The organism is Streptomyces sp. RB17 (genome assembly GCF_009604455.1).
In the GTDB taxonomy this organism is placed as follows: domain Bacteria; phylum Actinomycetota; class Actinomycetes; order Streptomycetales; family Streptomycetaceae; genus Streptomyces.
In genome coordinates this window covers 673,636-696,891 of sequence record NZ_WEGL01000003.1, presented here as the reverse complement: position 1 = coordinate 696,891, position 23,256 = coordinate 673,636, and the positions used below count along the sequence as shown (strand labels likewise).

The window sequence follows — 23,256 nt, the reverse complement described above, 5'->3', positions numbered from 1 at the left end:
AAAGTTAGTTATCAATAACTAACTAGATCGCTCTCTGGGGGAGAGATGTCACAGCAGACCGCACCGGGCGAGACCGCACCGAGCCCCGGCCGCGCGAGCGCCGCCTGGGCCCTCGTCATCACCAGCGTCGCTGGCTTCATGGCGGCCCTCGACAACCTCGTCGTCACCACCGCCCTGCCCTCCATCCGCAAGGACCTCGGCGGCGCCCTGGACGACCTCGAGTGGACCGTGAGCGCCTACACGCTCACCTTCGCCGTCCTGCTGATGTTCGGCGCGGCGCTCGGCGACCGCTTCGGGCGCCGCCGGCTCTTCATCGCCGGACTCGCCGTCTTCACCGGCGCCTCGGCCGCCGCGGCCATGGCCCCCGGCATCGGCTCCCTGATCGCCGCCCGCGCGGTCCAGGGCGTCGGCGCGGCCGTGATGATGCCGCTCACGCTGACCCTGCTGACCGCGGCCGTGCCCGCCGCCAAGCGCGGGATGATGTACGGCATCTGGGGTGCCGTCAACGGGCTCGCCGTCGCCTCCGGACCGCTCATCGGCGGCAGCCTCACCGAGCACGTCTCCTGGCACTGGATCTTCTGGCTGAACGTGCCGCTCGGCCTGATCACGCTGCCGCTCGCCCGGCTGCGCCTCGCCGAGTCCCACGGCACCGGGGCCCGGCTCGACGTCCCCGGCACCCTGCTCGCCAGCGGCGGCCTCTTCGGGATCGTCTACGGCCTGGTCCGCGGCCCCGCCGACGGCTGGACCGACACCGTGGTCCTGACCGCGCTGTTCGCGGGCGGCGCGCTGCTGACCGGGTTCGTCCTGTACAGCTCCCGCGCGGCCAACCCCATGCTGCCGATGCGGCTGTTCCGGTCCCGCGCCTTCTCCGGCATCAACGCGGCCAGCCTGCTGATGTTCGTCGGCATGTTCGGCTCGATCTTCCTGCTCAGCCAGTACATGCAGGGCGTGCTCGGCTACTCGCCCACCGAGGCCGGCCTAAGGATGCTGCCCTGGACCGGCATGCCGATGCTCGTCGCGCCTATCGCCGGGATCCTCTCCGACCGCATCGGCGGCCGCCCGGTCGTCGCCGCGGGCCTGTTCCTGCAGGCCGTCGGTCTCGGCTACATGGCCGCCGTGGCCACCACGGACGCCTCCTACGCCGCCCAGCTGCCCGCCCTGGTCGTCAGCGGGGTCGGCATGGCCCTGTACTTCGCGCCGGCGGCCAATCTGGTGATGTCCAGCGTCCGCCCGCAGGAGCAGGGCATCGCCTCCGGGGCCAACAATGCGCTGCGCGAGGTGGGCGGCGCGCTCGGCATCGCGGTGATGTCGTCGATCTTCTCCGCACAGGGCGGCTACGAGAGTGCGCAGAGCTTCGTGGACGGTCTGCGGCCCGCCCTGGTCACCGGCTCGGCGGTGGTCGCCCTCGCCGCGGTCGCGGCGCTGCTGATCCCGGGCCGGCGCAGCGCCGCCCGCCTCGCGGCGGGGGACGGGCCGACGCCCGCGACCGGCCTGGAGGCCGCTGCCACCGAGGCTCCCGCCGCGGCGACCGCCGCCCTGGAGAGCACCGCCCGCTGAGACCCGGCCCGGAACCTCACCACCCTCGCCCCAAGGAGTTCGCGATGCCCGCTCTTCCCTGGATCGTGCCGAACACCCCGCCGCAGGGCACCGAGGTGCACGTCTTCGCCTCGCGCTTCGAGACCCGCTCCCTGTGGGGCGCCCTGCGCTTTCTCGCCCGCACCCCGGCGGTGTGGCGGCAGGTCGGCAAGGCGCCCGGCGCCTACGGTGCCACCCTCAAGGCACAGCCCCTGCGGCGGACCTTCTGGACGCTGTCCGGCTGGGAGTCCGCCGACGCTCTGAAGGCCTTCGCCCGCTCCGGCGCTCACCGGCCCGCCTCCCGCGGACTGGCCTCGCAGATGCGCGACGTCGCCTTCGCCACCTGGCAGACCTCCGCCGACCAACTGCCGCTGAGCTGGGAGGAGGCGGAGCGGCGGCTCACGTAGACCGTGGTCGGCGGTCCCGGTACGTCGTGCACGCGCGCGTGGCCTTCGAGAGGAGACCACGCGCGCGTGTACGCGTATGCCAGGGGCCGACGGACATCAGGAGCGCACGCACGCGTACGCGCGTGTCGGCTCGCGCGGGTGGGGTGGGCCGGGGCTGCTGGGCGCCGCCCGTCTGGATGCCGGGCCGGTGGAGGTGTCTCGTAGTCTTGGGCCCGTGCAGGTACTCCACGACGCCCCCCTTGCCCCGCTGACCAGCTTCCGGCTGGGCGGTCCCGCGACGCGGCTGGTCACTGCGGTGACCGACGCCGAGGTGATCGCCGCCGTCCGGGAGGCCGACGACAGCGGGACGCCGCTGCTGGTCATCGGCGGCGGATCGAACCTGGTGATCGGCGACAAGGGCTTCGACGGCACCGCCCTGCGCATCGCCACGCGCGGTGTCGAGCTGCGTGGTACGACGCTGGAGCTCGCGGCCGGAGAAGTGTGGACGGACGCCGTCGCCCGCACGGTCGAGGCGGGGCTCGCCGGCATCGAGTGCCTGGCCGGCATCCCCGGATCCGCTGGCGCCACGCCGATTCAGAACGTGGGTGCCTACGGTCAGGAGGTCTCCTCCACCATCACCGAGGTCATCGCCTACGACCGGCGCGCCGGCGAGACCGTCACGCTGACGAACGAGGAGTGCGCCTTCTCGTACCGCCACAGCCGCTTCAAGGCGGACCCCGAGCGCTATGTCGTGCTGCGCGTCCGCTTCGAGCTGGAGGACGCGGGCGGGCTCTCCGCGCCCGTGAAGTACGCCGAGGCGGCCCGCGCGCTCGGCGTCGAGCCGGGGGACCGGGTGCCGCTGCCCGCCGCCCGCGAGACCGTGCTGAAGCTGCGCGCCGGGAAAGGCATGGTGCTCGACGCCGAGGACCACGACACCTGGTCCGCCGGATCCTTCTTCACCAACCCGATCCTCACCGACGAGCAGTTCGCCGCGTTCCACGCGCGCGTGCGCGAGCGGCTGGGCGACGGCGTCGAGCCGCCCGCCTACCCGGCGGGGGAGGGCCGTACGAAGACCTCCGCGGCCTGGCTGATCGACAGGGCGGGCTTCACCAAGGGCTACGGCACCGGACCGGCCCGCATCTCGACCAAGCACACCCTCGCCCTCACCAACCGGGGCGCCGCCACCACGGAGGACCTGCTGGCCCTGGCCCGCGAGGTGGTCGCCGGCGTCCGCGAGGCCTTCGGGATCACGCTCGTCAACGAGCCGGTGACGGTCGGCGTCAGCCTGTAGACAGGCGGGTCTAGTAGGCCACCCCCACCCCCTGCTTCACCGTCCCCCCGTCGTCGATCATCGCCAGCATCGCGTGCGCGACGTCGGCGCGCGCGATGAAGCGGCCCTGGCGCGGGAAGCCGCCCACGACGGTGCGGTAGTGGCCGGTGAGCGGCTTGTTCTGCAGGCGGGGCGGCCGTACGGACGTCCAGTCCGTGCCGCTGCGGGCCAGTTCGGCCTCCATCCCGCGCAGGTCGGTGTAGACGTCCTTCAGGACGGCCGACACCAGGCCGCGCATCGCACGGTCCAGCGCGCCGTCGCCCTCGGGAGCGGGGCCGACGGGTCCGGCACTGACCACGAGCAGCCGTCGTACGCCCTCCGCCTCCATGGCGCGCAGGACCGTACGGGTCAGCCGGGTGGCGACCCCGGCGTCCTTGCGGCTGCGCGCGCCCAGGCCGGACAGGACCGCGTCCCGGCCACTGACGGCGGCGCGCAGCTCCTCGGGATCGGCGAGGTCGGCGCGGAACACCTCCAGCGCGTCCCCCGTGACGTCGAGCCGGGCCGGATCGCGGACCACGGCCGTCACCCGGTGGCCGGCGCCGAGCGCCTGGCGCACGATCTCGCGGCCGATGCCGCCGGTGGCGCCGAAAACGGTGAGGTTCATGTGTGCTCCCGTGCTCGGGATGATGGGTGGGTAAGTATTCACTCACCCCTGTTGACCTCTAGAGTGGGTAAGTACTCACCCACCCGTCAAGCCCGATTGGACGCCCATGGAGCCGAAGCCGGCGCGTGTCCGCATCCTCGACGCCGCCCACGAGCTCATGCTCACCGTCGGACTCGCCCGCGCCACCACCAAGGAGATCGCCCGCGCGGCCGGCTGCTCCGAGGCGGCCCTCTACAAGTACTTCGACAGCAAGGAGGAGCTGTTCGTGCGCGTGCTCGCCGAGCGGCTGCCCCGGCTCACACCCTTGCTCAACAGCCTCGCCGCCGAACCGGGACAGGGCACCCTGGAGGGCAACCTCACCGAGATCGCCCGCGAGGCCGCCCTCTTCTACGAGCAGAGCTTCCCGATCGCCGCCTCCCTGTACGCCGAGACCCAGCTCAAGCGGCGCCACGACGACGCCCTGCGCACCCTCGGCTCCGGCCCGCACCGGCCCATCCAGGACCTGGACGCCTATCTGCGCGCCGAACAGGCCGTCGGCCGCGTCCGCGCCGACGCCGACACCTTCGCGGCCGCCTCCCTGCTGCTGGGCGCCTGCGCGCAGCGCGCGTTCGCCTACGACATGACCGACACGGGGGAGCGACCGCCGGTCGACGCGTTCGCCGCGCGGCTCGCGAAGACGCTGCTGGGCGGAATCTCCGTTGCGCCGGCCTCCGCCTGAGCCGCAGCTGGGGGCATGACCATCGGCTCCGGGAGCACGGCCGTATGCGGTTGAGACTGCGCGAGTTCCGCCCCCGCACCGGTGCGCGCGAACACCGGGTCGTCCAGCCTTGGCACTCCCTGCGCCACACCTCGTTGCGTGCCCCGGAACCCATCGGGTACCTGCTCGGCGATCACGACGGGCTGAACCGGCTGGCGGGCCTGTTCTCCTTCGCCGCCTACTCCCGGCACACGATCGTCCATGTGCCGCTGCGGGACGGCGTCCCGCCCGACGAGGGGGTCGGCGAGCTGGTCGACCTCGTTCTGGTCCACCACTCGCTCGGCCTGCGCGCCGGCCAGTGGCCCGAGCTGCGCCGGAAGCTGCGGGACGGGAGCCCGCTGACCGTCCGGACGGACGAGTCGCGCACCGCGCGGGACGCCGCCGCCTGGCGTGAACGCGCGGGACGTGCCGGCTTCCGGGACGAGCTGCGGCACGCCACGCACGCGCGTACGTTCTTCCTCTTCGGCAGCCGGGACGTGTTCGCCGAGACGGCCACCTGGTTCGCGCGCGCGGCGGGCCACGGGCCGTACCAGCAGGGCGTCGCCAAGGGGCACATGCGGATGACGGGGGAGATCCCGGCGCTGGTGCAGCCGCCCGGCGGTGGGCACCCCGTCGACGTGCTGATCTGCTTCAAGGCCTATCCGCCCTACGCCCACTTCAGACGGCCGGGCGAGCCCTTCGGACGGCAGGCCGGCCCCGCCGCCGGCCTCAGCCGACCGGGCGGGTCAGCCACTCGTCCACGCCGGCCAGCAGCCGCGCCCTGACGTCCTCCGGGGCGGCCGAGCCCCGCACCGACTGGCGTGCCAGCTCGGCGAGTTCGGCGTCGGAGAAGCCGTGCGCGTGCCGTGCGATCTCGTACTGGGCGGCCAGCCGGGAGCCGAACAGCAGCGGGTCGTCGGCGCCGAGCGCCATGGGCACGCCGGCGTCGAAGAGCGTCCGCAGCGGCACGTCCTCGGGCTTCTCGTACACGCCGAGCGCCACGTTCGAGGCCGGGCACACCTCGCAGGTCACGCCCCGGTCGGCGAGCCGCTTCAGCAGCCGCGGGTCCTCCGCCGCGCGCACCCCGTGCCCGATCCGCGAGGCGTGCAGGTCGTCCAGGCAGTCGCGCACCGACGCCGGGCCGGTCAGCTCGCCGCCGTGCGGGGCCGACAGCAGCCCGCCCTCGCGCGCGATGTGGAAGGCCCGGTCGAAGTCCCGCGCCATGCCCCGCCGCTCGTCGTTGGAGAGCCCGAAACCGACCACGCCCCGGTCCGCGTACCGCACCGCGAGGCGGGCCAGCGTACGGGCGTCCAGGGGGTGCTTCATGCGGTTGGCGGCGACCAGCACGCGCATGCCGAGCCCGGTCTCCCGGGAGGTGGTCTCCACCGCGTCCAGGATGATCTCCAGTGCCGGGATCAGCCCGCCCAGCCGGGGCGCGTACGACGTCGGGTCCACCTGGATCTCCAGCCAGCGCGAGCCGTCCTTCAGATCCTCCTCGGCGGCCTCCCGGACCAGACGCCGGATGTCCTCCGGTGCGCGCAGACAGGAGCGCGCCGCGTCGTACAGCCGCTGGAAACGGAACCAGCCCCGCTCGTCCGTGGCGCGCAGCTTCGGCGGTTCGCCGCTGGTCAGTGCCTCCGTCAGGGCATCGGGCAGGCGTACGCCGTACTTGTCGGCCAGTTCCAGGACGGTCCCCGGCCGCATCGAACCGGTGAAGTGCAGGTGCAGATGGGCTTTCGGCAGCTCAGAGAGGTCACGTACACGCTCCATCCCAGGATCCTGCCGTACGCACCCGGCACATCGGTAGCCGTTTCCCCGTACGTGGTCTTGCTCGCACAAACGAACTGGGGCACCCCGAACGTCCAGGGGGTGCCCCAGTCCAAAAATGGACGAGAAACGGACCGGCTCAGGCCTTGGCCTCCGCCAGCAGCTTCTGGATGCGGCTCACGCCCTCGACGAGGTCCTCGTCGCCCAGCGCGTACGACAGCCGCAGATAGCCCGGCGTGCCGAAGGCCTCGCCCGGGACGACCGCGACCTCGACCTCCTCCAGGATCAGCGCGGCCAGCTCGACCGTGTCCTGCGGGCGCTTGCCGCGGATCTCCCTGCCGAGCAGGGCCTTGACCGACGGGTAGGCGTAGAACGCGCCCTCGGGCTCCGGGCAGACCACGCCGTCGATCTCGTTGAGCATCCGCACGATGGTCTTGCGGCGCCGGTCGAAGGCCTCGCGCATCTTCGCCACGGCCTCGAGGTCGCCGGAGACGGCGGCCAGGGCGGCCACCTGGGCGACGTTGGAGACGTTCGAGGTGGCGTGCGACTGCAGGTTCGTCGCGGCCTTCACGACGTCCTTCGGGCCGATGACCCAGCCCACGCGCCAGCCGGTCATGGCGTACGTCTTGGCCACACCGTTGACGACGATGCACTTGTCGCGCAGCTCGGGCAGGAGGGCCGGCAGGGACACCGCGGCGGCGTCGCCGTACACCAGGTGCTCGTAGATCTCGTCGGTGAGCACCCACAGGCCGTGCTCCACGGCCCAGCGGCCGATCGCCTCGGTCTCGGCCTCGGAGTAGACCGCGCCGGTCGGGTTGGACGGGGAGACGAAGAGCACGACCTTCGTCTTCTCCGTGCGCGCCGCCTCCAGCTGCTCGACCGAGACCCGGTAGCCGGTGGTCTCGTCGGCCACGACCTCCACCGGGACACCGCCGGCCAGGCGGATCGACTCCGGGTACGTCGTCCAGTACGGCGCCGGGACGATGACCTCGTCGCCCGGGTCGAGGATCGCGGCGAACGCCTCGTAGATGGCCTGCTTGCCGCCGTTGGTGACCAGGATCTGCGAGACGTCCGGCTCCCAGCCGGAGTCGCGCAGCGTCTTCGCGGCGATCGCGGCCTTCAGCTCGGGCAGGCCTCCCGCCGGCGTGTAGCGGTGGTACTTCGGGTTCTTGCAGGCCTCTACGGCCGCCTCGACGATGTAGTCCGGGGTCGGGAAGTCGGGTTCACCGGCGCCGAAGCCGATCACCGGACGCCCGGCGGCCTTCAGGGCCTTGGCCTTGGCGTCCACGGCGAGGGTGGCGGACTCGGAGATCGCGCCGACTCGGGCGGAGACCCGGCGCTCGGTGGGTGGGGTTGCAGCGCTCATGGAGCCCATCGTTCCAGACCGGAAATGTCCCCGGCACGTGGGTTTCACAGACTGAACAAGGAGGAGTCGAGACGTGAACACGGGTCCGAATCCCGCCGCCGGCCAGGACGATCTTTGGTCAAGTGGCCCCGGACGGGCACTTTCTGTTCGACGCCGGGGCCCGGACCACGTACACTCTCACCTCGTTGGCCTTCAGAAGCCGCCGCCGAAACCGGTGCACACCGCGCACCCGTCCGGATGCGGTACGTTGGGGGACACACAAAGGGTCGTAGCTCAATTGGTAGAGCACCGGTCTCCAAAACCGGCGGTTGGGGGTTCAAGTCCCTCCGGCCCTGCTACACACACCGCCAGGATGTGTGCGCGTGTACGTACAGCAATGCACCGCCGTGCGGCTCAGAAACCGGGCGCGGCACGGCCACGACCCGGGACCAGGTGAGGACTATGACGGACGCCGTGGGCTCCATCGACACGCCTGATGCCCAGGACGAGGCGGTCGAGGCCAAGAAGAAGGCCCGCAAGGGCGGTAAGCGCGCCAAGAAGGGCCCGCTGAAGCGTCTCGCCACCTTCTACCGCCAGATCATCGCGGAGCTCCGCAAGGTCGTCTGGCCGACGCGCAACCAGCTGACGTCGTACACCACTGTGGTGATCTTCTTCGTCGCCATCATGATCGCGCTGGTGACCGTGATTGACTATGGGCTCAACCACGCGGCCAAGTACGTCTTCGGCTGAGCCAAGAGCGAAGGGCGCCGTGGTACCGGCGCCCGTTTTCGCATGTTCCACCCCTATGTATCCAGGAAGAAGCAGCCACCGTGTCTGACCCGAACCTGAACGACGACGCCATCGAGTCGCGCGCGACCGCTGCCGAGATGGTGGACGACGAGCTCGACATCGTCGAGGGCGCGGACGAGCAGGACGAGTTCGAGGCTGCCGAGGCCGAGGCGGGGGAGCCGGCCGAAGAGGCTGCCCTGAACGTCGAGGACGAGGACGGGGACGCGGAGGAGGCCGAAGAGGCCGCCGCCGAGGCCGAGGCCGAAGAGGCCGCCGAGGAGGAGCCGGCCGCGCCCGTCGACCCCGTCCAGGCCCTGCGCGAGGAACTGCGTTCCCTGCCCGGCGAGTGGTACGTCATCCACACCTACGCCGGCTATGAGAACCGCGTGAAGACCAACCTGGAGCAGCGCGCCGTCTCGCTGAACGTCGAGGACTACATCTTCCAGGCCGAGGTGCCGCAGGAAGAGGTCGTCCAGATCAAGAACGGCGACCGCAAGACGATCAAGCAGAACAAGCTGCCGGGTTACGTCCTGGTCCGCATGGATCTGACCAACGAGTCCTGGGGCGTCGTCCGCAACACCCCGGGCGTCACCGGCTTCGTCGGCAACGCCTACGACCCGTACCCGCTGACCCTGGACGAGATCGTCAAGATGCTCGCCCCGGAGGCCGAGGAGAAGGCCGCCCGCGAGGCCGCCGAGGCCGAGGGCAAGCCCGCGCCGCAGCGCAAGGTCGAGGTCCAGGTGCTGGACTTCGAGGTCGGCGACTCGGTCACCGTCACCGACGGCCCGTTCGCCACGCTGCAGGCGACCATCAACGAGATCAACCCCGACTCGAAGAAGGTCAAGGGCCTGGTGGAGATCTTCGGCCGCGAGACGCCGGTCGAGCTGTCCTTCGACCAGATCCAGAAGAACTAGTCCAATTCTGGACGTCGCTCTTCCGCGCAGGTCAGGCGGGCTGTCTCAGCCGGTCTGACCTGCGCGGTTTTTGGCCGCACATCTATACCCGCTATCGTTGTGCGGTATGCCTGCGTCAGGATCGCGATCCTTGTGCGGGCATGGACCCGAATGAAAGGACCCGGAGAGCTATGCCTCCCAAGAAGAAGAAGGTCACGGGGCTCATCAAGCTCCAGATCCAGGCCGGTGCCGCCAACCCGGCCCCGCCGGTCGGCCCCGCGCTGGGTCAGCACGGCGTGAACATCATGGAGTTCTGCAAGGCCTACAACGCCGCGACCGAGTCGCAGCGCGGTTGGGTCATCCCGGTGGAGATCACGGTCTACGAGGACCGCTCCTTCACCTTCGTCACCAAGACGCCGCCGGCCGCGAAGATGATCCTCAAGGCCGCGGGCATCGAGAAGGGCTCCGGCGAGCCGCACAAGACCAAGGTCGCCAAGATCACCGAGGCGCAGGTCCGCGAGATCGCCCAGACCAAGATGCCCGACCTGAACGCGAACGACCTGGACGCCGCCGCGAAGATCATCGCCGGTACCGCGCGCTCCATGGGCGTCACGGTCGAGGGCTGACCCCAAACCCCCTAGCAGTCATGCGGCCGTAGCCGGTCGCACGTGGCAGGGCCTGCTCGGCCCAGGGACCACGACTCCTTTCAGAACACACAGGAGCAAGTTGTGAGCAAGCGCAGCAAGGCTCTCCGCGCTGCGGACGCCAAGGTCGACCGGGACAAGCTGTACGCCCCGCTCGAGGCCGTCCGTCTCGCCAAGGAGACCTCCACGACCAAGTTCGACTCCACCGTCGAGGTCGCCTTCCGTCTGGGTGTCGACCCGCGCAAGGCCGACCAGATGGTCCGTGGCACCGTGAACCTTCCGCACGGCACCGGTAAGACCGCCCGGGTCCTGGTCTTCGCGACCGGTGACCGTGCCGAGGCCGCGCGTGCCGCGGGCGCCGACATCGTCGGTGCCGACGAGCTGATCGACGAGGTCTCGAAGGGCCGCCTGGACTTCGACGCCGTCGTCGCCACCCCGGACCTCATGGGCAAGGTCGGCCGCCTCGGCCGCGTCCTCGGCCCGCGTGGTCTGATGCCGAACCCGAAGACCGGCACCGTCACCCCCGACGTCGCCAAGGCCGTCACCGACATCAAGGGCGGCAAGATCGAGTTCCGCGTCGACAAGCACTCGAACCTGCACTTCATCATCGGCAAGGCGTCCTTCGACGACAGCAAGCTGGTGGAGAACTACGGCGCCGCGCTGGAGGAGATCCTCCGTCTGAAGCCGTCCGCAGCCAAGGGTCGCTACATCAAGAAGGCCGCCATCAGCACCACGATGGGCCCCGGCATTCCGGTCGACTCCAACCGCACCCGCAACCTCCTCGTCGAGGAGGACCCGGCCGCCGTCTGAGCCCCCCGCTCACCCCGGTAGCCGCGTCAGGTACGCGTAAGTAGAGGGCGGGCCCCGCAACCTTCCAGGTGCGGGGCCCGTCCTTTCTTCGTACGGGCTTTCTTTGTACGGCCTTTCGGACGACTGTCAGTCGCCGGCGCTACGGTGGCAGGCACTCGACTTGCATGGGGGTAGACAAGATGAAGAGCACGACGGCGCGCCGGACGGCCCTTTCCGTGGCCGTGGTGGCCGCGCTGACCGGGGTGGCCGCCTGCGGCTCCTCGAAGGGCGACAAGGCGGCCGACGGCGGCGCGATCCATGTCAGCCCCATCGCGGCGGTGCTGCGCACCACCGAGCAGTCCACCGACAAGGCGGACTCGGCCAAGGTGCGCTCCACGATGTCCTTCGGCAACCTGATGTCGGCGACCGGAACCGGCGCCCTCACCTGGGCCCACGGTCTCAAGGGCAACATGACCCTCACGTACACCGGCGGTCAGATGGCCGAGATGATGCGCGCGGCCGGCACGTCGACGATGGAGGCCCGGTATCTGCCGGACGCGTACTACGCGCACATGAGCGACACCTTCGCCCAGAAGACGGGCGGCAAGCACTGGGTCAGGTACGCGTACGCCGACCTCGCCAAGTACGGCGGCGCCTCCGGTTCGTATGTGAAGGACCAGTTCCAGAACTCCACGCCGAACCAGTCGGTGAAGCTGCTGCTGGCCTCCCACGACGTGAAGAAGGTCGGCGAGGAGACCGTCTCCGGCGTCCGTACGACGCACTACGTGGGCACGGTGAACGTCGCCGACTTCGCGGGCAAGAGCAGCAACCTCAGCGCGGACCAGCTGGCCGCCCTGAAGAAGCAGCTCGACCAGGCGGGCATCACCACCGACACCGTCGACATCTGGATCAACGACCAGAACCTGCTGATGAAGAAGACCGAGCGGGCGGACACGGCCAAGGGCACCCTGACCAGCACCGCCTACTACAGCGACTACGGCGTGCCGGTCTCCGCCGAGGCGCCGCCGGCCGGTGACACCAAGGACTTCAAGGACCTGATGAAGTCCCTCGGCGTCCCCGGCTCGGGCAACACGTCGAGCGGCTCCGCCACCAGCGTTCCCGGGGCCGGCACCGGCATCAGCTCCTGAGTCCTCGCGCGACCGGGGTGTCGTAGAGCCCGATTTGCTCGACGCTGCCCCGCTCCCGTACTCTCTTCCCGAAGCCAAAGACCGCTGGTCGTTGCCGTGCGCTCGAACGAGGGCGCGGTGGCCGAAGGATCCGCTGAAAAGTGGGCGACCCGCGCAGGTGAAGTGGAAGTACTCCCGGAGTGCGCGCGCCGAGCGCGTGTGCGACCGGTCGAGTTCGCCCCGAGCGCCTGCGCCGGGGCGTTTCGTTTTCCCCAGTCCTCCTTCGGGTCCGCGCGGTCCGAATCACCCGGAAGGAGGCCGAGGCTCTATGGCGACGCCCGAAAAGGCTGCCGCGGTTGCCGAGCTGACGGACAAGTTCCGCAGCTCCAACGCCGCCGTGCTGACCGAGTACCGCGGTCTCACCGTGGCGCAGCTCAAGACGCTGCGCCGGTCGCTCGGTGAGAACGCCCAGTACGCCGTGGTGAAGAACACGCTGACCAAGATTGCGGCCAACGAGGCCGGGATCACGCTGGACGACCAGCTCTTCGCTGGTCCGACGGCTGTTGCCTTCGTCACCGGTGACCCGGTGGAGTCGGCGAAGGGTCTCCGTGACTTCGCCAAGGACAACCCGAATCTCGTCATCAAGGGCGGTGTCCTTGACGGCAAGGCGCTGTCCGCCGACGAGATCAAGAAGCTTGCGGACCTCGAGTCCCGCGAGGTTCTGCTCGCCAAGCTGGCGGGCGCCATGAAGGGCAAGCAGACGCAGACTGCTCAGCTCTTCCAGGCGCTCCCGTCGAAGCTCGTCCGCACCGTGGACGCGCTGCGCGCCAAGCAGGCCGAGCAGGGCGGTGCCGAGTAATTCGGCTCGCATCATGACCGCCGCCTGAGGCAGTGGTCGTAGCGGGCCGAACGTACGCCCGCCAGTCATGTACATCCGGCACCTGCCGAATCAATGGAAGGAAAGCCATCGTGGCTCTCACCCAGGACGAACTGCTCGCCGAGTTCGAGGGCATGACCCTCATCCAGCTCTCCGAGTTCGTGAAGGCGTTCGAGGAGAAGTTCGACGTCACCGCCGCCGCCGCGACCGTCGTCGCGGGCCCGGCCGGCCCGGCCGCCCCCGCCGAGGCCGTCGAGGAGAAGGACGAGTTCGACGTCATCCTCACCGGCGCCGGTGACAAGAAGATCCAGGTCATCAAGGTCGTGCGTGAGCTGACCTCGCTGGGTCTGAAGGAGGCCAAGGACCTCGTCGACGGCACCCCGAAGCCGGTCCTCGAGAAGGTCAACAAGGAAGCCGCCGACAAGGCCGCCGAGGCCCTCAAGGGCGCCGGCGCCTCCGTCGAGGTCAAGTAAGACCTTCGCGACCGCAGAGACGGCCTCCTAGGGCCGCGGACGTGAGAACGTCCCCCCTGGGGCTGTAACGCGAACGCACCGAAGGGCGATCATCCATCTGGGTGGTCGCCCTTCGGCGTTCCCCGGGGCCCGGCATGGGCTGCCTTGCACCTGTGTTCGTGAGGGGTAAGGTGATCTTCGCCGTGTCTCCGGACGGAGGGGTTCCGGCTGGAGACCCTTGACGAACCGCACGCAGCGCGCAATTCTCAGGACGCGTCGTCACAAGGATCCGAATCCGAGGCATGGATCGACGGCGAAGAGGGCAGTATGAACGTGCGTTGAGGGCAGGCATGCCGAGGGCGTTGACAAGAGCGGTGAGCACAGCGAGGGTCTCGACAAACCCGCACTGGACATCAGTGTGCCAAGTGGCTACACTGACCCTTTGCGCTGCCTGTTAGCTGTCCCCTGCCCGTCACCAGGGGTCTGCCCTCACTCGAGCACTGACGACAAAAGCTCCTTTGACCTGGGGTTTCTGTCTCTGTGTACGGGGGAGGGGCCGGTACGCGTGTAGTGAGTCCGAGCCCTCGGAAGGACCCCCTCTTGGCCGCCTCGCGCAATGCCTCGACCGCGAATATGAACAACGGCGCCAGCACCGCCCCGCTGCGCATCTCCTTTGCAAAGATCAAGGAGCCTCTCGAGGTTCCGAACCTGCTCGCGCTGCAGACCGAGAGCTTCGACTGGCTGCTCGGCAACACCGCTTGGCAGAGTCGGGTCGAGGAGGCTCTGGAGAACGGTCAGGACGTCCCCACCAAGTCCGGTCTGGAGGAGATCTTCGAGGAGATCTCCCCGATCGAGGACTTCTCCGGGTCGATGTCCCTGACGTTCCGGGACCACCGCTTCGAGCCGCCCAAGAACTCCATCGACGAGTGCAAGGAGCGCGACTTCACGTACGCCGCCCCGCTCTTCGTCACCGCGGAGTTCACCAACAACGAGACCGGTGAGATCAAGTCCCAGACGGTCTTCATGGGCGACTTCCCGCTCATGACGAACAAGGGCACCTTCGTCATCAACGGCACCGAGCGTGTCGTGGTGTCCCAGCTGGTCCGTTCCCCCGGTGTCTACTTCGACTCCACCATCGACAAGACGTCCGACAAGGACATCTTCTCCGCCAAGATCATCCCGTCCCGGGGCGCCTGGCTGGAGATGGAGATCGACAAGCGCGACATGGTCGGTGTCCGCATCGACCGCAAGCGCAAGCAGTCGGTCACCGTGCTGCTGAAGGCGCTCGGCTGGACGACCGAGCAGATCCTCGAGGAGTTCGGCGAGTACGAGTCCATGCGCGCCACCCTGGAGAAGGACCACACCCAGGGCCAGGACGACGCGCTGCTCGACATCTACCGCAAGCTGCGTCCGGGCGAGCCCCCCACGCGTGAGGCCGCGCAGACGCTGCTGGAGAACCTGTACTTCAACCCGAAGCGTTACGACCTCGCCAAGGTCGGCCGCTACAAGGTCAACAAGAAGCTCGGTGCGGACGAGCCGCTGGACGCCGGCGTGCTCACCACCGACGACATCATCGCCACCATCAAGTACCTGGTGAAGCTGCACGCCGGCGAGACCGAGACGACCGGCGAGTCCGGCCGTTCCATCATGGTCGAGACCGACGACATCGACCACTTCGGCAACCGCCGTATCCGCAGCGTCGGTGAGCTGATCCAGAACCAGGTCCGTACGGGTCTCGCCCGTATGGAGCGCGTCGTGCGCGAGCGCATGACCACCCAGGACGTCGAGGCGATCACGCCGCAGACCCTGATCAACATCCGCCCGGTCGTGGCGTCGATCAAGGAGTTCTTCGGCACCTCGCAGCTGTCCCAGTTCATGGACCAGAACAACCCGCTGTCGGGGCTGACGCACAAGCGTCGTCTGAACGCCCTCGGCCCGGGTGGTCTCTCCCGTGAGCGGGCCGGCTTCGAGGTCCGTGACGTGCACCCCTCGCACTACGGCCGTATGTGCCCGATCGAGACGCCGGAAGGCCCGAACATCGGTCTGATCGGCTCGCTCGCCTCCTACGGCCGGGTCAACGCGTTCGGTTTCATCGAGACGCCGTACCGCAAGGTCGTCGACGGTCAGGTCAGCGACGAGGTCGACTACCTGACCGCCGATGAGGAGGACCGCTTCGTCATCGCGCAGGCCAACGCGCCGCTGAACGAGGAGATGCGGTTCGCCGAGGCCCGCGTGCTGGTCCGCCGCCGTGGCGGCGAGGTCGACTACGTCGGCCCCGAGGACGTGGACTACATGGACGTCTCGCCGCGCCAGATGGTGTCGGTCGCGACCGCCATGATCCCCTTCCTCGAGCACGACGACGCCAACCGTGCCCTCATGGGCGCGAACATGATGCGCCAGGCCGTGCCGCTGATCAAGTCGGAGGCGCCGCTCGTCGGCACCGGCATGGAGTACCGCTCCGCGGTCGACGCCGGCGACGTGGTCAAGGCCGAGAAGGACGGTGTGGTCCAGGAGGTCTCCGCGGACTACATCACCACCGCCAACGACGACGGCACGTACATCACGTACCGCCTGGCCAAGTTCTCCCGGTCCAACCAGGGCACCTCGGTCAACCAGAAGGTCATCGTCAACGAGGGCGACCGCGTCGTCACCGGCCAGGTCCTGGCCGACGGCCCGGCCACCCAGAACGGCGAGATGGCCCTCGGCAAGAACCTGCTCGTGGCGTTCATGCCGTGGGAGGGTCACAACTACGAGGACGCGATCATCCTGTCGCAGCGCCTCGTGCAGGACGACGTCCTCTCCTCGATCCACATCGAGGAGCACGAGGTCGACGCCCGTGACACCAAGCTCGGCCCCGAGGAGATCACCCGGGACATCCCGAACGTCTCCGAGGAGGTCCTCGCCGACCTCGACGAGCGCGGCATCATCCGCATCGGTGCCGAGGTCATCGCCGGTGACATCCTCGTCGGCAAGGTCACCCCGAAGGGTGAGACCGAGCTGACCCCCGAGGAGCGTCTGCTGCGCGCGATCTTCGGCGAGAAGGCCCGTGAGGTCCGTGACACCTCGCTGAAGGTGCCGCACGGCGAGACCGGCAAGGTCATCGGCGTGCGCGTCTTCGACCGCGAGGAGGGCGACGAGCTGCCGCCGGGCGTGAACCAGCTGGTCCGCGTCTACGTCGCGCAGAAGCGCAAGATCACCGACGGTGACAAGCTCGCCGGCCGTCACGGCAACAAGGGTGTCATCTCCAAGATCCTGCCGATCGAGGACATGCCGTTCCTGGAGGACGGCACCCCGGTCGACATCATCCTCAACCCGCTGGGTGTGCCGTCCCGAATGAACCCGGGACAGGTCCTGGAGATCCACCTCGGCTGGCTCGCCAGCCGCGGCTGGGACGTCTCCGGCCTCGCGGACGAGTGGGCCCAGCGCCTGCAGGCCATCGGCGCCGACCAGGTCGCCCCGCGCACCAACGTCGCGACCCCGGTCTTCGACGGTGCCCGCGAGGACGAGCTGGCGGGTCTGCTGCAGCACACCATCCCGAACCGCGACGGCGAGCGCATGGTGCTCCCGTCCGGCAAGGCGCGGCTGTTCGACGGCCGCTCCGGTGAGCCGTTCCCGGACCCGATCTCGGTCGGCTACATGTACATCCTGAAGCTGCACCACCTGGTCGACGACAAGCTGCACGCCCGTTCGACCGGTCCGTACTCGATGATCACCCAGCAGCCGCTGGGTGGTAAGGCGCAGTTCGGTGGCCAGCGGTTCGGCGAGATGGAGGTGTGGGCCCTCGAGGCCTACGGTGCCGCCTACGCCCTCCAGGAGCTGCTGACCATCAAGTCCGACGACGTCACCGGCCGCGTGAAGGTCTACGAGGCCATCGTCAAGGGCGAGAACATCCCCGAGCCCGGCATCCCCGAGTCCTTCAAGGTGCTCATCAAGGAGATGCAGTCGCTCTGCCTGAACGTGGAGGTGCTGTCCAGCGACGGTATGTCCATCGAGATGCGTGACACCGACGAGGACGTCTTCCGCGCTGCGGAGGAGCTCGGAATCGACCTGTCCCGGCGCGAGCCGAGCAGCGTCGAAGAGGTCTGACGGGAGTCCGGCAGGGGCCTCACCACCGTGAGGCCCCCGCCGACCCCCAGGCCCCCGTTTCAGACCAAAGACTTTCGACCCTGAGAGGGATTGACGCATAGTGCTCGACGTCAACTTCTTCGACGAGCTCCGGATCGGCCTGGCCACCGCTGACGACATCCGTCAGTGGAGCCACGGCGAGGTCAAGAAGCCCGAGACCATCAACTACCGCACCCTCAAGCCCGAGAAGGACGGACTCTTCTGCGAGAAGATCTTCGGTCCGACCCGGGACTGGGAGTGCTACTGCGGCAAGTACAAGCGCGTCCGCTTCAAGGGCATCATCTGCGAGCGCTGTGGCGTCGAGGTCACGCGCGCCAAGGTGCGCCGTGAGCGGATGGGCCACATCGAGCTGGCCGCGCCCGTCACCCACATCTGGTACTTCAAGGGTGTCCCGTCGCGCCTCGGCTACCTGCTGGACCTGGCGCCGAAGGACCTCGAGAAGGTCATCTACTTCGCCGCGTACATGATCACGTACGTGGACGAGGAGCGCCGTACCCGCGACCTGCCCTCCCTGGAGGCGCACGTCTCGGTCGAGCGCCAGCAGATCGAGAACCGCCGCGACGCCGACCTGGAGGCCCGCGCCAAGAAGCTCGAGGCCGACCTGGCCGAGCTGGAGGCCGAGGGTGCCAAGGCCGACGTGCGCCGCAAGGTGCGCGAGGGTGCCGAGCGCGAGATGAAGCAGCTGCGCGACCGTGCGCAGCGCGAGATCGACCGCCTCGACGAGGTGTGGACCCGGTTCAAGAACCTCAAGGTCCAGGACCTCGAGGGCGACGAGCTGCTCTACCGCGAGCTGCGTGACCGCTTCGGCACGTACTTCGACGGCTCGATGGGTGCCGCGGCGCTGCAGAAGCGCCTGGAGTCCTTCGACCTCGAGGAGGAGGCCGAGAGGCTCCGCGAGATCATCCGCACCGGCAAGGGCCAGAAGAAGACCCGTGCCCTCAAGCGGCTGAAGGTCGTCTCCGCGTTCCTGCAGACGTCCAACAGCCCCAAGGGCATGGTCCTGGACTGCGTCCCGGTCATCCCGCCGGACCTGCGTCCGATGGTGCAGCTGGACGGTGGCCGCTTCGCGACCTCCGACCTGAACGACCTGTACCGCCGTGTCATCAACCGCAACAACCGACTGAAGCGCCTTCTCGACCTCGGTGCGCCCGAGATCATCGTGAACAACGAGAAGCGCATGCTCCAGGAGGCTGTCGACGCGCTCTTCGACAACGGCCGTCGTGGCCGCCCGGTGACGGGCCCCGGCAACCGTCCGCTGAAGTCGCTGTCCGACATGCTCAAGGGCAAGCAGGGCCGCTTCCGTCAGAACCTGCTCGGCAAGCGTGTCGACTACTCGGCGCGTTCCGTCATCGTCGTCGGCCCGCAGCTGAAGCTGCACCAGTGCGGTCTGCCCAAGGCGATGGCGCTGGAGCTGTTCAAGCCGTTCGTGATGAAGCGCCTGGTGGACCTGAACCACGCGCAGAACATCAAGAGCGCCAAGCGCATGGTGGAGCGCGGCCGTACGGTCGTGTACGACGTCCTCGAAGAGGTCATCGCCGAGCACCCGGTCCTGCTGAACCGTGCTCCCACCCTGCACCGCCTCGGCATCCAGGCCTTCGAGCCGCAGCTGGTCGAGGGCAAGGCCATCCAGATCCACCCGCTCGTCTGCACCGCGTTCAACGCGGACTTCGACGGTGACCAGATGGCCGTGCACCTGCCGCTGTCCGCGGAGGCGCAGGCCGAGGCCCGCATCCTGATGCTGTCCTCGAACAACATCCTCAAGCCGGCCGACGGCCGTCCGGTGACGATGCCGACCCAGGACATGGTCCTCGGTCTGTTCTTCCTCACCACCGACGGCGAGATGCGTGACGTCAAGGGCGAGGGCCGCTCGTTCGCGTCCGTGGCCGAGGCGATCATGGCGTTCGACGCCGGCGAGCTCTCGCTGCAGTCGCGCGTGGACATCCGCTTCCCGGTGGGCACCATCCCGCCGCGCGGCTGGACCCCGCCGGCCCGCGAGGAGGGCGAGCCGGAGTGGCAGCAGGGTGACAGCTTCCGCCTGAACACCACGCTGGGCCGTGCGCTCTTCAACGAGCTGCTGCCCGAGGACTACCCGTTCGTCGACTACGAGGTCGGCAAGAAGCAGCTCTCCGAGATCGTCAACGACCTCGCCGAGCGCTACCCGAAGGTCATCGTGGCGGCGACGCTCGACAACCTGAAGGCGTCCGGCTTCTACTGGGCCACCCGTTCCGGCGTCACCGTGGCCATCTCCGACGTCGTCGTCCCCGACGCGAAGAAGGAGATCGTCAAGGGTTACGAGGCCCAGGACGAGAGGGTCCAGAAGCAGTACGAGCGCGGTCTGATCACCAAGGAAGAGCGCACCCAGGAGCTCATCGCGATCTGGACCAAGGCGACCAACGAGGTGGCCGAGGCGATGAACGCGAACTTCCCGAAGACCAACCCGGTCTCGATGATGGTGAACTCGGGTGCACGAGGCAACATGATGCAGATGCGTCAGATTGCCGGTATGCGTGGTCTGGTGTCGAACGCGAAGAACGAGACGATCCCGCGTCCGATCAAGGCGTCGTTCCGTGAGGGTCTGTCCGTGCTGGAGTACTTCATCTCCACGCACGGTGCCCGTAAGGGTCTGGCGGACACCGCCCTGCGTACCGCCGACTCGGGTTACCTGACCCGTCGTCTGGTCGACGTCTCCCAGGACGTCATCATCCGCGAGGAGGACTGCGGCACCGACCGTGGCCTCAAGCTCCACATCGCGGAGCGCGGCGCGGACGGCGTGCTGCGCAAGGCGAACGACGTCGAGACGTCCGTGTACGCGCGCTGCCTCGCCGAGGACATCGTGGTCGACGGAAAGGTGCTGGCCCCGGCCGGTACCGACCTCGGCGACGTGCTCATCGACGAGCTGGTCAAGCACGGCGTCGAGGAGGTCAAGACCCGCTCGGTCCTGACCTGCGAGTCCGCCGTCGGCACCTGCGCGATGTGCTACGGCCGTTCGCTCGCCACCGGCAAGCTGGTCGACATCGGTGAGGCGGTCGGCATCATCGCCGCCCAGTCCATCGGTGAGCCCGGTACCCAGCTGACGATGCGTACCTTCCACACCGGTGGTGTGGCCGGTGACGACATCACCCAGGGTCTGCCGCGTGTCGTCGAGCTCTTCGAGGCCCGTACCCCGAAGGGTGTCGCCCCGATCTCCGAGGCGAGCGGCCGCGTCCGCATCGAGGAGACCGAGAAGACCAAGAAGCTCGTCGTCACCCCGGACGACGGCAGCGACGAGACGGCCTTCCCGATCTCCAAGCGTGCCAAGGTCCTGGTCAGCGAGGGCGAGCACGTCGAGGTGGGCCAGCAGCTCACCGTGGGTGCCACCAACCCGCACGACGTGCTGCGCATCCTGGGCCAGCGTGCCGTCCAGGTTCACCTGGTCGGCGAGGTCCAGAAGGTCTACAACTCGCAGGGTGTGTCGATCCACGACAAGCACATCGAGATCATCATCCGGCAGATGCTCCGCCGCGTGACGATCATCGAGTCCGGCGACGCCGAGCTGCTGCCCGGCGAGCTGGTCGAGCGCTCGAAGTTCGAGACCGAGAACCGTCGTGTGGTCCAGGAGGGCGGTCACCCGGCCTCCGGTCGTCCGCAGCTGATGGGTATCACCAAGGCCTCGCTGGCGACGGAGTCCTGGCTGTCGGCCGCCTCCTTCCAGGAGACGACCCGAGTCCTGACGGACGCGGCGATCAACGCCAAGTCCGACAGCCTCATCGGCCTCAAGGAGAACGTCATCATCGGTAAGCTCATCCCGGCCGGTACGGGCCTGTCCCGCTACCGCAACATCCGGGTCGAGCCGACCGAGGAGGCCAAGGCCGCGATGTACTCGGCCGTCGGCTACGACGACATCGACTACTCGCCGTTCGGCACCGGCTCCGGCCAGGCCGTTCCGCTGGAGGACTACGACTACGGTCCGTACAACCAGTAAGCGAGCAGCTTGAACCGAAGGGCGGTCACCCCGTGGGGTGGCCGCCCTTCGGCGTTCCCGGAACGCCGTTCAGGCGCGCGGCTCGCGCAGGGTCCAGTGCCCGTCCGCGTCGCCCCGTACCGCACGGCGCTCCGGGGCGGCGAGGTTCAGCCGCGCCCTGCCCCGCCCGGTGGCCAGGGGGTGGTCCGGGTGCAGGTCCGGCGTGAGCAGGTGGACGGTGAACCGGCCGCCGCCGTGGTGTTCGAACTCCAGCGCGCGGGAGGGGCCGTCCCGCCGGACCACCTCGGTGCCCAGGCCCTTCAGCGGCAGCTCCGGCTCCAGGAGCCGGGCCTCACCCGCCGGGCGTACCGCGATCCGCCACCGGCCGGGTGCACGGACGTTCAGGGCAGCTCGCCGCCGACCGGCGCGGGCACGGCGACCCGGACCCGGACGGGGCCTTCATGGAGCGTCCCGAGACCAGCCTCCGCCACCGGACGCCGGACCGTCCCGCGACGGCCACGGAGTAGGCGCAGGGCGCCGCCTCGGACACCAGCAGCGCCGGCCCGGCCCCCGGGTGGCACGGCGAGCCGCAGCTCGGTGGAGCCCGTGCCGCGGGTCCAGGAGACGTCGGTGCCGGCGAGGCGGGCCGTCTCCAGCCGCTCCAGGGCCGCGCGGCCGCCCTCCAGCAGGTCCGGGACACGGCCCGGCGCGCTCCGCCGGGCCTCCTCGTACGCCTCCACCGCGGTGCGCAAGTCCGCGAGGTCGTCCGGGTCGGCCGACGGCCCCGGTGTGTACGGGTGCAGGCGCAGCAGCTCGCCGTAGGACGTGACGGCCTGCTGGGCCGCCTGCTGCGCCCGCTCCGCGCCCTCGGCCCGCACCCGCTCGGGCGCGGCGTCCACGGACGGCGGCACCGACCGGCGCCGTACGGTCCGGGGTGCCGCCGAGAACCGGCGGGCGGCCGGCGCGGGCGCCGCCACCAGGGACGCGTACCACAGACACGCCGTCACGCCCGCGGAGAGCAGGTTCCCGGCGGTGTACAGCAGTACGAAGTTGAGCAGCCCGCTGAGCAGCCCGTAGCGCAGATACCTGACCCGTGGCGGGCGGCCGGACCTGCCCGGCGCCCCCGTGCTGAGCGTGCGCCGGGCCCGGCGGCGATGGCAGTGGCCGATTCGGCCATGTTTCCACCGTTTCGGCTGCCGGATTCCGGCAAGGAGCAAGGGGTGACACGACGGAAGGCCTTGACAGCGCGGCCGACGTGATAGAGGCGGAGCCCATTTGTTTTGACCACAGCGAATGAGGTAGGTACGCTCAGACCTTGTGCCTGGGGTGTGCCCTGGCTCTCGTGCGTGCCTTCAGACCGCACGGCGAGTCATGAGCGGCCACCGTAATCTGTGCTCTTTTCGCCTCGCGGCGGGAATCCGCCGGATTCGACACACCCGACCGCGTGGGTCGGCGAAGTTCCAGGTTAGCTGTACCCATCGGCACACAGAAACCGGAGAAGTAGTGCCTACGATCCAGCAGCTGGTCCGCAAGGGCCGGCAGGACAAGGTCGAGAAGAACAAGACGCCCGCACTCGAGGGTTCCCCTCAGCGTCGTGGCGTCTGCACGCGTGTGTTCACGACCACCCCGAAGAAGCCGAACTCGGCCCTCCGCAAGGTCGCGCGTGTGCGACTGACCAGCGGCATCGAGGTCACCGCTTACATTCCGGGTGAGGGACACAACCTGCAGGAGCACTCCATCGTGCTCGTGCGCGGCGGCCGTGTGAAGGACCTGCCGGGTGTTCGCTACAAGATCATCCGCGGTTCCCTCGACACCCAGGGTGTCAAGAACCGCAAGCAGGCTCGCAGCCGTTACGGCGCCAAGAAGGAGAAGTAAGA

At 69.1% G+C, this 23,256-nt stretch carries 20 protein-coding genes and 1 tRNA gene; 16 read left to right on the top strand and 5 right to left on the bottom strand.

The window, feature by feature from the left end; all coding sequences use genetic code 11:
* Positions 1-45: 45 nt before the first annotated feature.
* From SRB17_RS16890 to SRB17_RS16880, 3 genes are all read left to right on the top strand, one after another.
* Positions 46-1,557 carry a DHA2 family efflux MFS transporter permease subunit gene (locus SRB17_RS16890; RefSeq protein WP_153539326.1) on the top strand — a complete coding sequence of 504 codons (1,512 nt, stop codon included), beginning with the start codon at positions 46-48 and terminating at the stop codon, positions 1,555-1,557.
* A 44-nt stretch (positions 1,558-1,601) separates the two neighbouring features.
* Positions 1,602-1,982: a DUF3291 domain-containing protein gene (locus tag SRB17_RS16885; RefSeq protein WP_153539323.1), complete on the top strand. Its 381-nt coding sequence runs from the start codon at positions 1,602-1,604 to the stop codon at positions 1,980-1,982.
* A gap of 214 nt (positions 1,983-2,196) precedes the next feature.
* On the top strand, positions 2,197-3,252 hold the full coding sequence (locus SRB17_RS16880; RefSeq protein WP_323375698.1) for a UDP-N-acetylmuramate dehydrogenase: 1,056 nt from the start codon (positions 2,197-2,199) through the stop codon (positions 3,250-3,252).
* A gap of 10 nt (positions 3,253-3,262) precedes the next feature.
* On the opposite strand, the gene SRB17_RS16875 is transcribed toward SRB17_RS16880, so the two are convergent.
* Positions 3,263-3,895 carry an NAD(P)-dependent oxidoreductase gene (locus SRB17_RS16875; protein ID WP_153539321.1) on the bottom strand — a complete coding sequence of 211 codons (633 nt, stop codon included), beginning with the start codon at positions 3,893-3,895 and terminating at the stop codon, positions 3,263-3,265.
* A 106-nt stretch (positions 3,896-4,001) separates the two neighbouring features.
* Here SRB17_RS16875 and SRB17_RS16870 point away from each other — a divergent pair, with 106 nt between their 5' ends.
* Together SRB17_RS16870 and SRB17_RS16865 are read left to right on the top strand one after the other, a co-directional pair.
* Positions 4,002-4,613 (top strand): TetR/AcrR family transcriptional regulator, encoded by a 612-nt coding sequence (locus tag SRB17_RS16870; protein ID WP_153539319.1) that lies wholly within the window; start codon positions 4,002-4,004, stop codon positions 4,611-4,613.
* 44 nt (positions 4,614-4,657) lie between these two features.
* A complete protein-coding gene (locus SRB17_RS16865) occupies positions 4,658-5,416 on the top strand; it encodes a hypothetical protein (protein ID WP_228396086.1) in 759 nt (252 codons plus the stop codon).
* On the opposite strand, the gene SRB17_RS16860 is transcribed toward SRB17_RS16865, so the two are convergent.
* Positions 5,361-6,401, bottom strand: a complete 1,041-nt coding sequence (locus tag SRB17_RS16860; protein ID WP_153539316.1) for an adenosine deaminase — start codon at positions 6,399-6,401, stop codon at positions 5,361-5,363. The two genes, SRB17_RS16865 and SRB17_RS16860, sit on opposite strands and share 56 nt — an antisense overlap.
* A gap of 136 nt (positions 6,402-6,537) precedes the next feature.
* Positions 6,538-7,764 (bottom strand): pyridoxal phosphate-dependent aminotransferase, encoded by a 1,227-nt coding sequence (locus SRB17_RS16855; RefSeq protein ID WP_153539314.1) that lies wholly within the window; start codon positions 7,762-7,764, stop codon positions 6,538-6,540.
* Between the two features lie 262 nt (positions 7,765-8,026).
* Here SRB17_RS16855 and SRB17_RS16850 point away from each other — a divergent pair.
* The 10 genes from SRB17_RS16850 to SRB17_RS16805 all read left to right on the top strand — a co-directional run bounded on the left by SRB17_RS16850 (position 8,027) and on the right by SRB17_RS16805 (position 21,400).
* A tRNA-Trp gene (locus SRB17_RS16850) sits at positions 8,027-8,099 on the top strand.
* Positions 8,100-8,205: 106 nt separating this feature from the next.
* Positions 8,206-8,493 (top strand): preprotein translocase subunit SecE, encoded by a 288-nt coding sequence (gene secE / locus SRB17_RS16845; protein ID WP_153539312.1) that lies wholly within the window; start codon positions 8,206-8,208, stop codon positions 8,491-8,493.
* Positions 8,494-8,573: 80 nt separating this feature from the next.
* Positions 8,574-9,446, top strand: coding sequence for a transcription termination/antitermination protein NusG (gene nusG / locus SRB17_RS16840; protein ID WP_323375696.1), 873 nt, complete (start codon positions 8,574-8,576; stop codon positions 9,444-9,446).
* 170 nt (positions 9,447-9,616) lie between these two features.
* Entirely contained in the window at positions 9,617-10,051 is a 435-nt protein-coding gene (gene rplK, locus SRB17_RS16835; RefSeq protein WP_023547415.1) for a 50S ribosomal protein L11, read from the top strand.
* Positions 10,052-10,153: 102 nt separating this feature from the next.
* On the top strand, positions 10,154-10,879 hold the full coding sequence (gene rplA / locus SRB17_RS16830) for a 50S ribosomal protein L1 (RefSeq protein ID WP_323375695.1): 726 nt from the start codon (positions 10,154-10,156) through the stop codon (positions 10,877-10,879).
* Between the two features lie 179 nt (positions 10,880-11,058).
* Positions 11,059-12,006 carry a hypothetical protein gene (locus SRB17_RS16825; RefSeq protein WP_153539310.1) on the top strand — a complete coding sequence of 316 codons (948 nt, stop codon included), beginning with the start codon at positions 11,059-11,061 and terminating at the stop codon, positions 12,004-12,006.
* Between the two features lie 307 nt (positions 12,007-12,313).
* Positions 12,314-12,844, top strand: coding sequence for a 50S ribosomal protein L10 (gene rplJ / locus SRB17_RS16820; RefSeq protein WP_153539308.1), 531 nt, complete (start codon positions 12,314-12,316; stop codon positions 12,842-12,844).
* Positions 12,845-12,951: 107 nt separating this feature from the next.
* Positions 12,952-13,335, top strand: a complete 384-nt coding sequence (gene rplL, locus SRB17_RS16815) for a 50S ribosomal protein L7/L12 (RefSeq protein WP_323375823.1) — start codon at positions 12,952-12,954, stop codon at positions 13,333-13,335.
* Between the two features lie 579 nt (positions 13,336-13,914).
* Entirely contained in the window at positions 13,915-17,400 is a 3,486-nt protein-coding gene (gene rpoB / locus SRB17_RS16810; protein WP_153539306.1) for a DNA-directed RNA polymerase subunit beta, read from the top strand.
* Between the two features lie 100 nt (positions 17,401-17,500).
* Entirely contained in the window at positions 17,501-21,400 is a 3,900-nt protein-coding gene (locus SRB17_RS16805; RefSeq protein ID WP_323375693.1) for a DNA-directed RNA polymerase subunit beta', read from the top strand.
* Between the two features lie 69 nt (positions 21,401-21,469).
* Here SRB17_RS16805 and SRB17_RS16800 read toward each other — a convergent pair whose 3' ends face one another.
* Positions 21,470-21,682 (bottom strand): hypothetical protein, encoded by a 213-nt coding sequence (locus SRB17_RS16800; protein WP_153539304.1) that lies wholly within the window; start codon positions 21,680-21,682, stop codon positions 21,470-21,472.
* A 98-nt stretch (positions 21,683-21,780) separates the two neighbouring features.
* Positions 21,781-22,596, bottom strand: coding sequence for a hypothetical protein (locus SRB17_RS16795; protein WP_153539302.1), 816 nt, complete (start codon positions 22,594-22,596; stop codon positions 21,781-21,783).
* 286 nt (positions 22,597-22,882) lie between these two features.
* Between SRB17_RS16795 and rpsL the strand changes: the two genes are divergently transcribed.
* A complete protein-coding gene (gene rpsL / locus SRB17_RS16790) occupies positions 22,883-23,254 on the top strand; it encodes a 30S ribosomal protein S12 (RefSeq protein WP_003948652.1) in 372 nt (123 codons plus the stop codon).
* Positions 23,255-23,256 lie beyond the last annotated feature (2 nt).

Coding starts and splice junctions, on each gene's coding strand:
- SRB17_RS16890 (WP_153539326.1), top strand. CDS start 46: ATGTCACAGCAGACCGCACCGGGCGAGACCGCACCGAGCCCCGGCCGC.
- SRB17_RS16885 (WP_153539323.1), top strand. CDS start 1,602: ATGCCCGCTCTTCCCTGGATCGTGCCGAACACCCCGCCGCAGGGCACC.
- SRB17_RS16875 (WP_153539321.1), bottom strand. CDS start 3,895: ATGAACCTCACCGTTTTCGGCGCCACCGGCGGCATCGGCCGCGAGATC.
- SRB17_RS16870 (WP_153539319.1), top strand. CDS start 4,002: ATGGAGCCGAAGCCGGCGCGTGTCCGCATCCTCGACGCCGCCCACGAG.
- SRB17_RS16865 (WP_228396086.1), top strand. CDS start 4,658: ATGCGGTTGAGACTGCGCGAGTTCCGCCCCCGCACCGGTGCGCGCGAA.
- SRB17_RS16860 (WP_153539316.1), bottom strand. CDS start 6,401: ATGGAGCGTGTACGTGACCTCTCTGAGCTGCCGAAAGCCCATCTGCAC.
- SRB17_RS16855 (WP_153539314.1), bottom strand. CDS start 7,764: ATGAGCGCTGCAACCCCACCCACCGAGCGCCGGGTCTCCGCCCGAGTC.
- secE (WP_153539312.1), top strand. CDS start 8,206: ATGACGGACGCCGTGGGCTCCATCGACACGCCTGATGCCCAGGACGAG.
- rplK (WP_023547415.1), top strand. CDS start 9,617: ATGCCTCCCAAGAAGAAGAAGGTCACGGGGCTCATCAAGCTCCAGATC.
- SRB17_RS16825 (WP_153539310.1), top strand. CDS start 11,059: ATGAAGAGCACGACGGCGCGCCGGACGGCCCTTTCCGTGGCCGTGGTG.
- rplJ (WP_153539308.1), top strand. CDS start 12,314: ATGGCGACGCCCGAAAAGGCTGCCGCGGTTGCCGAGCTGACGGACAAG.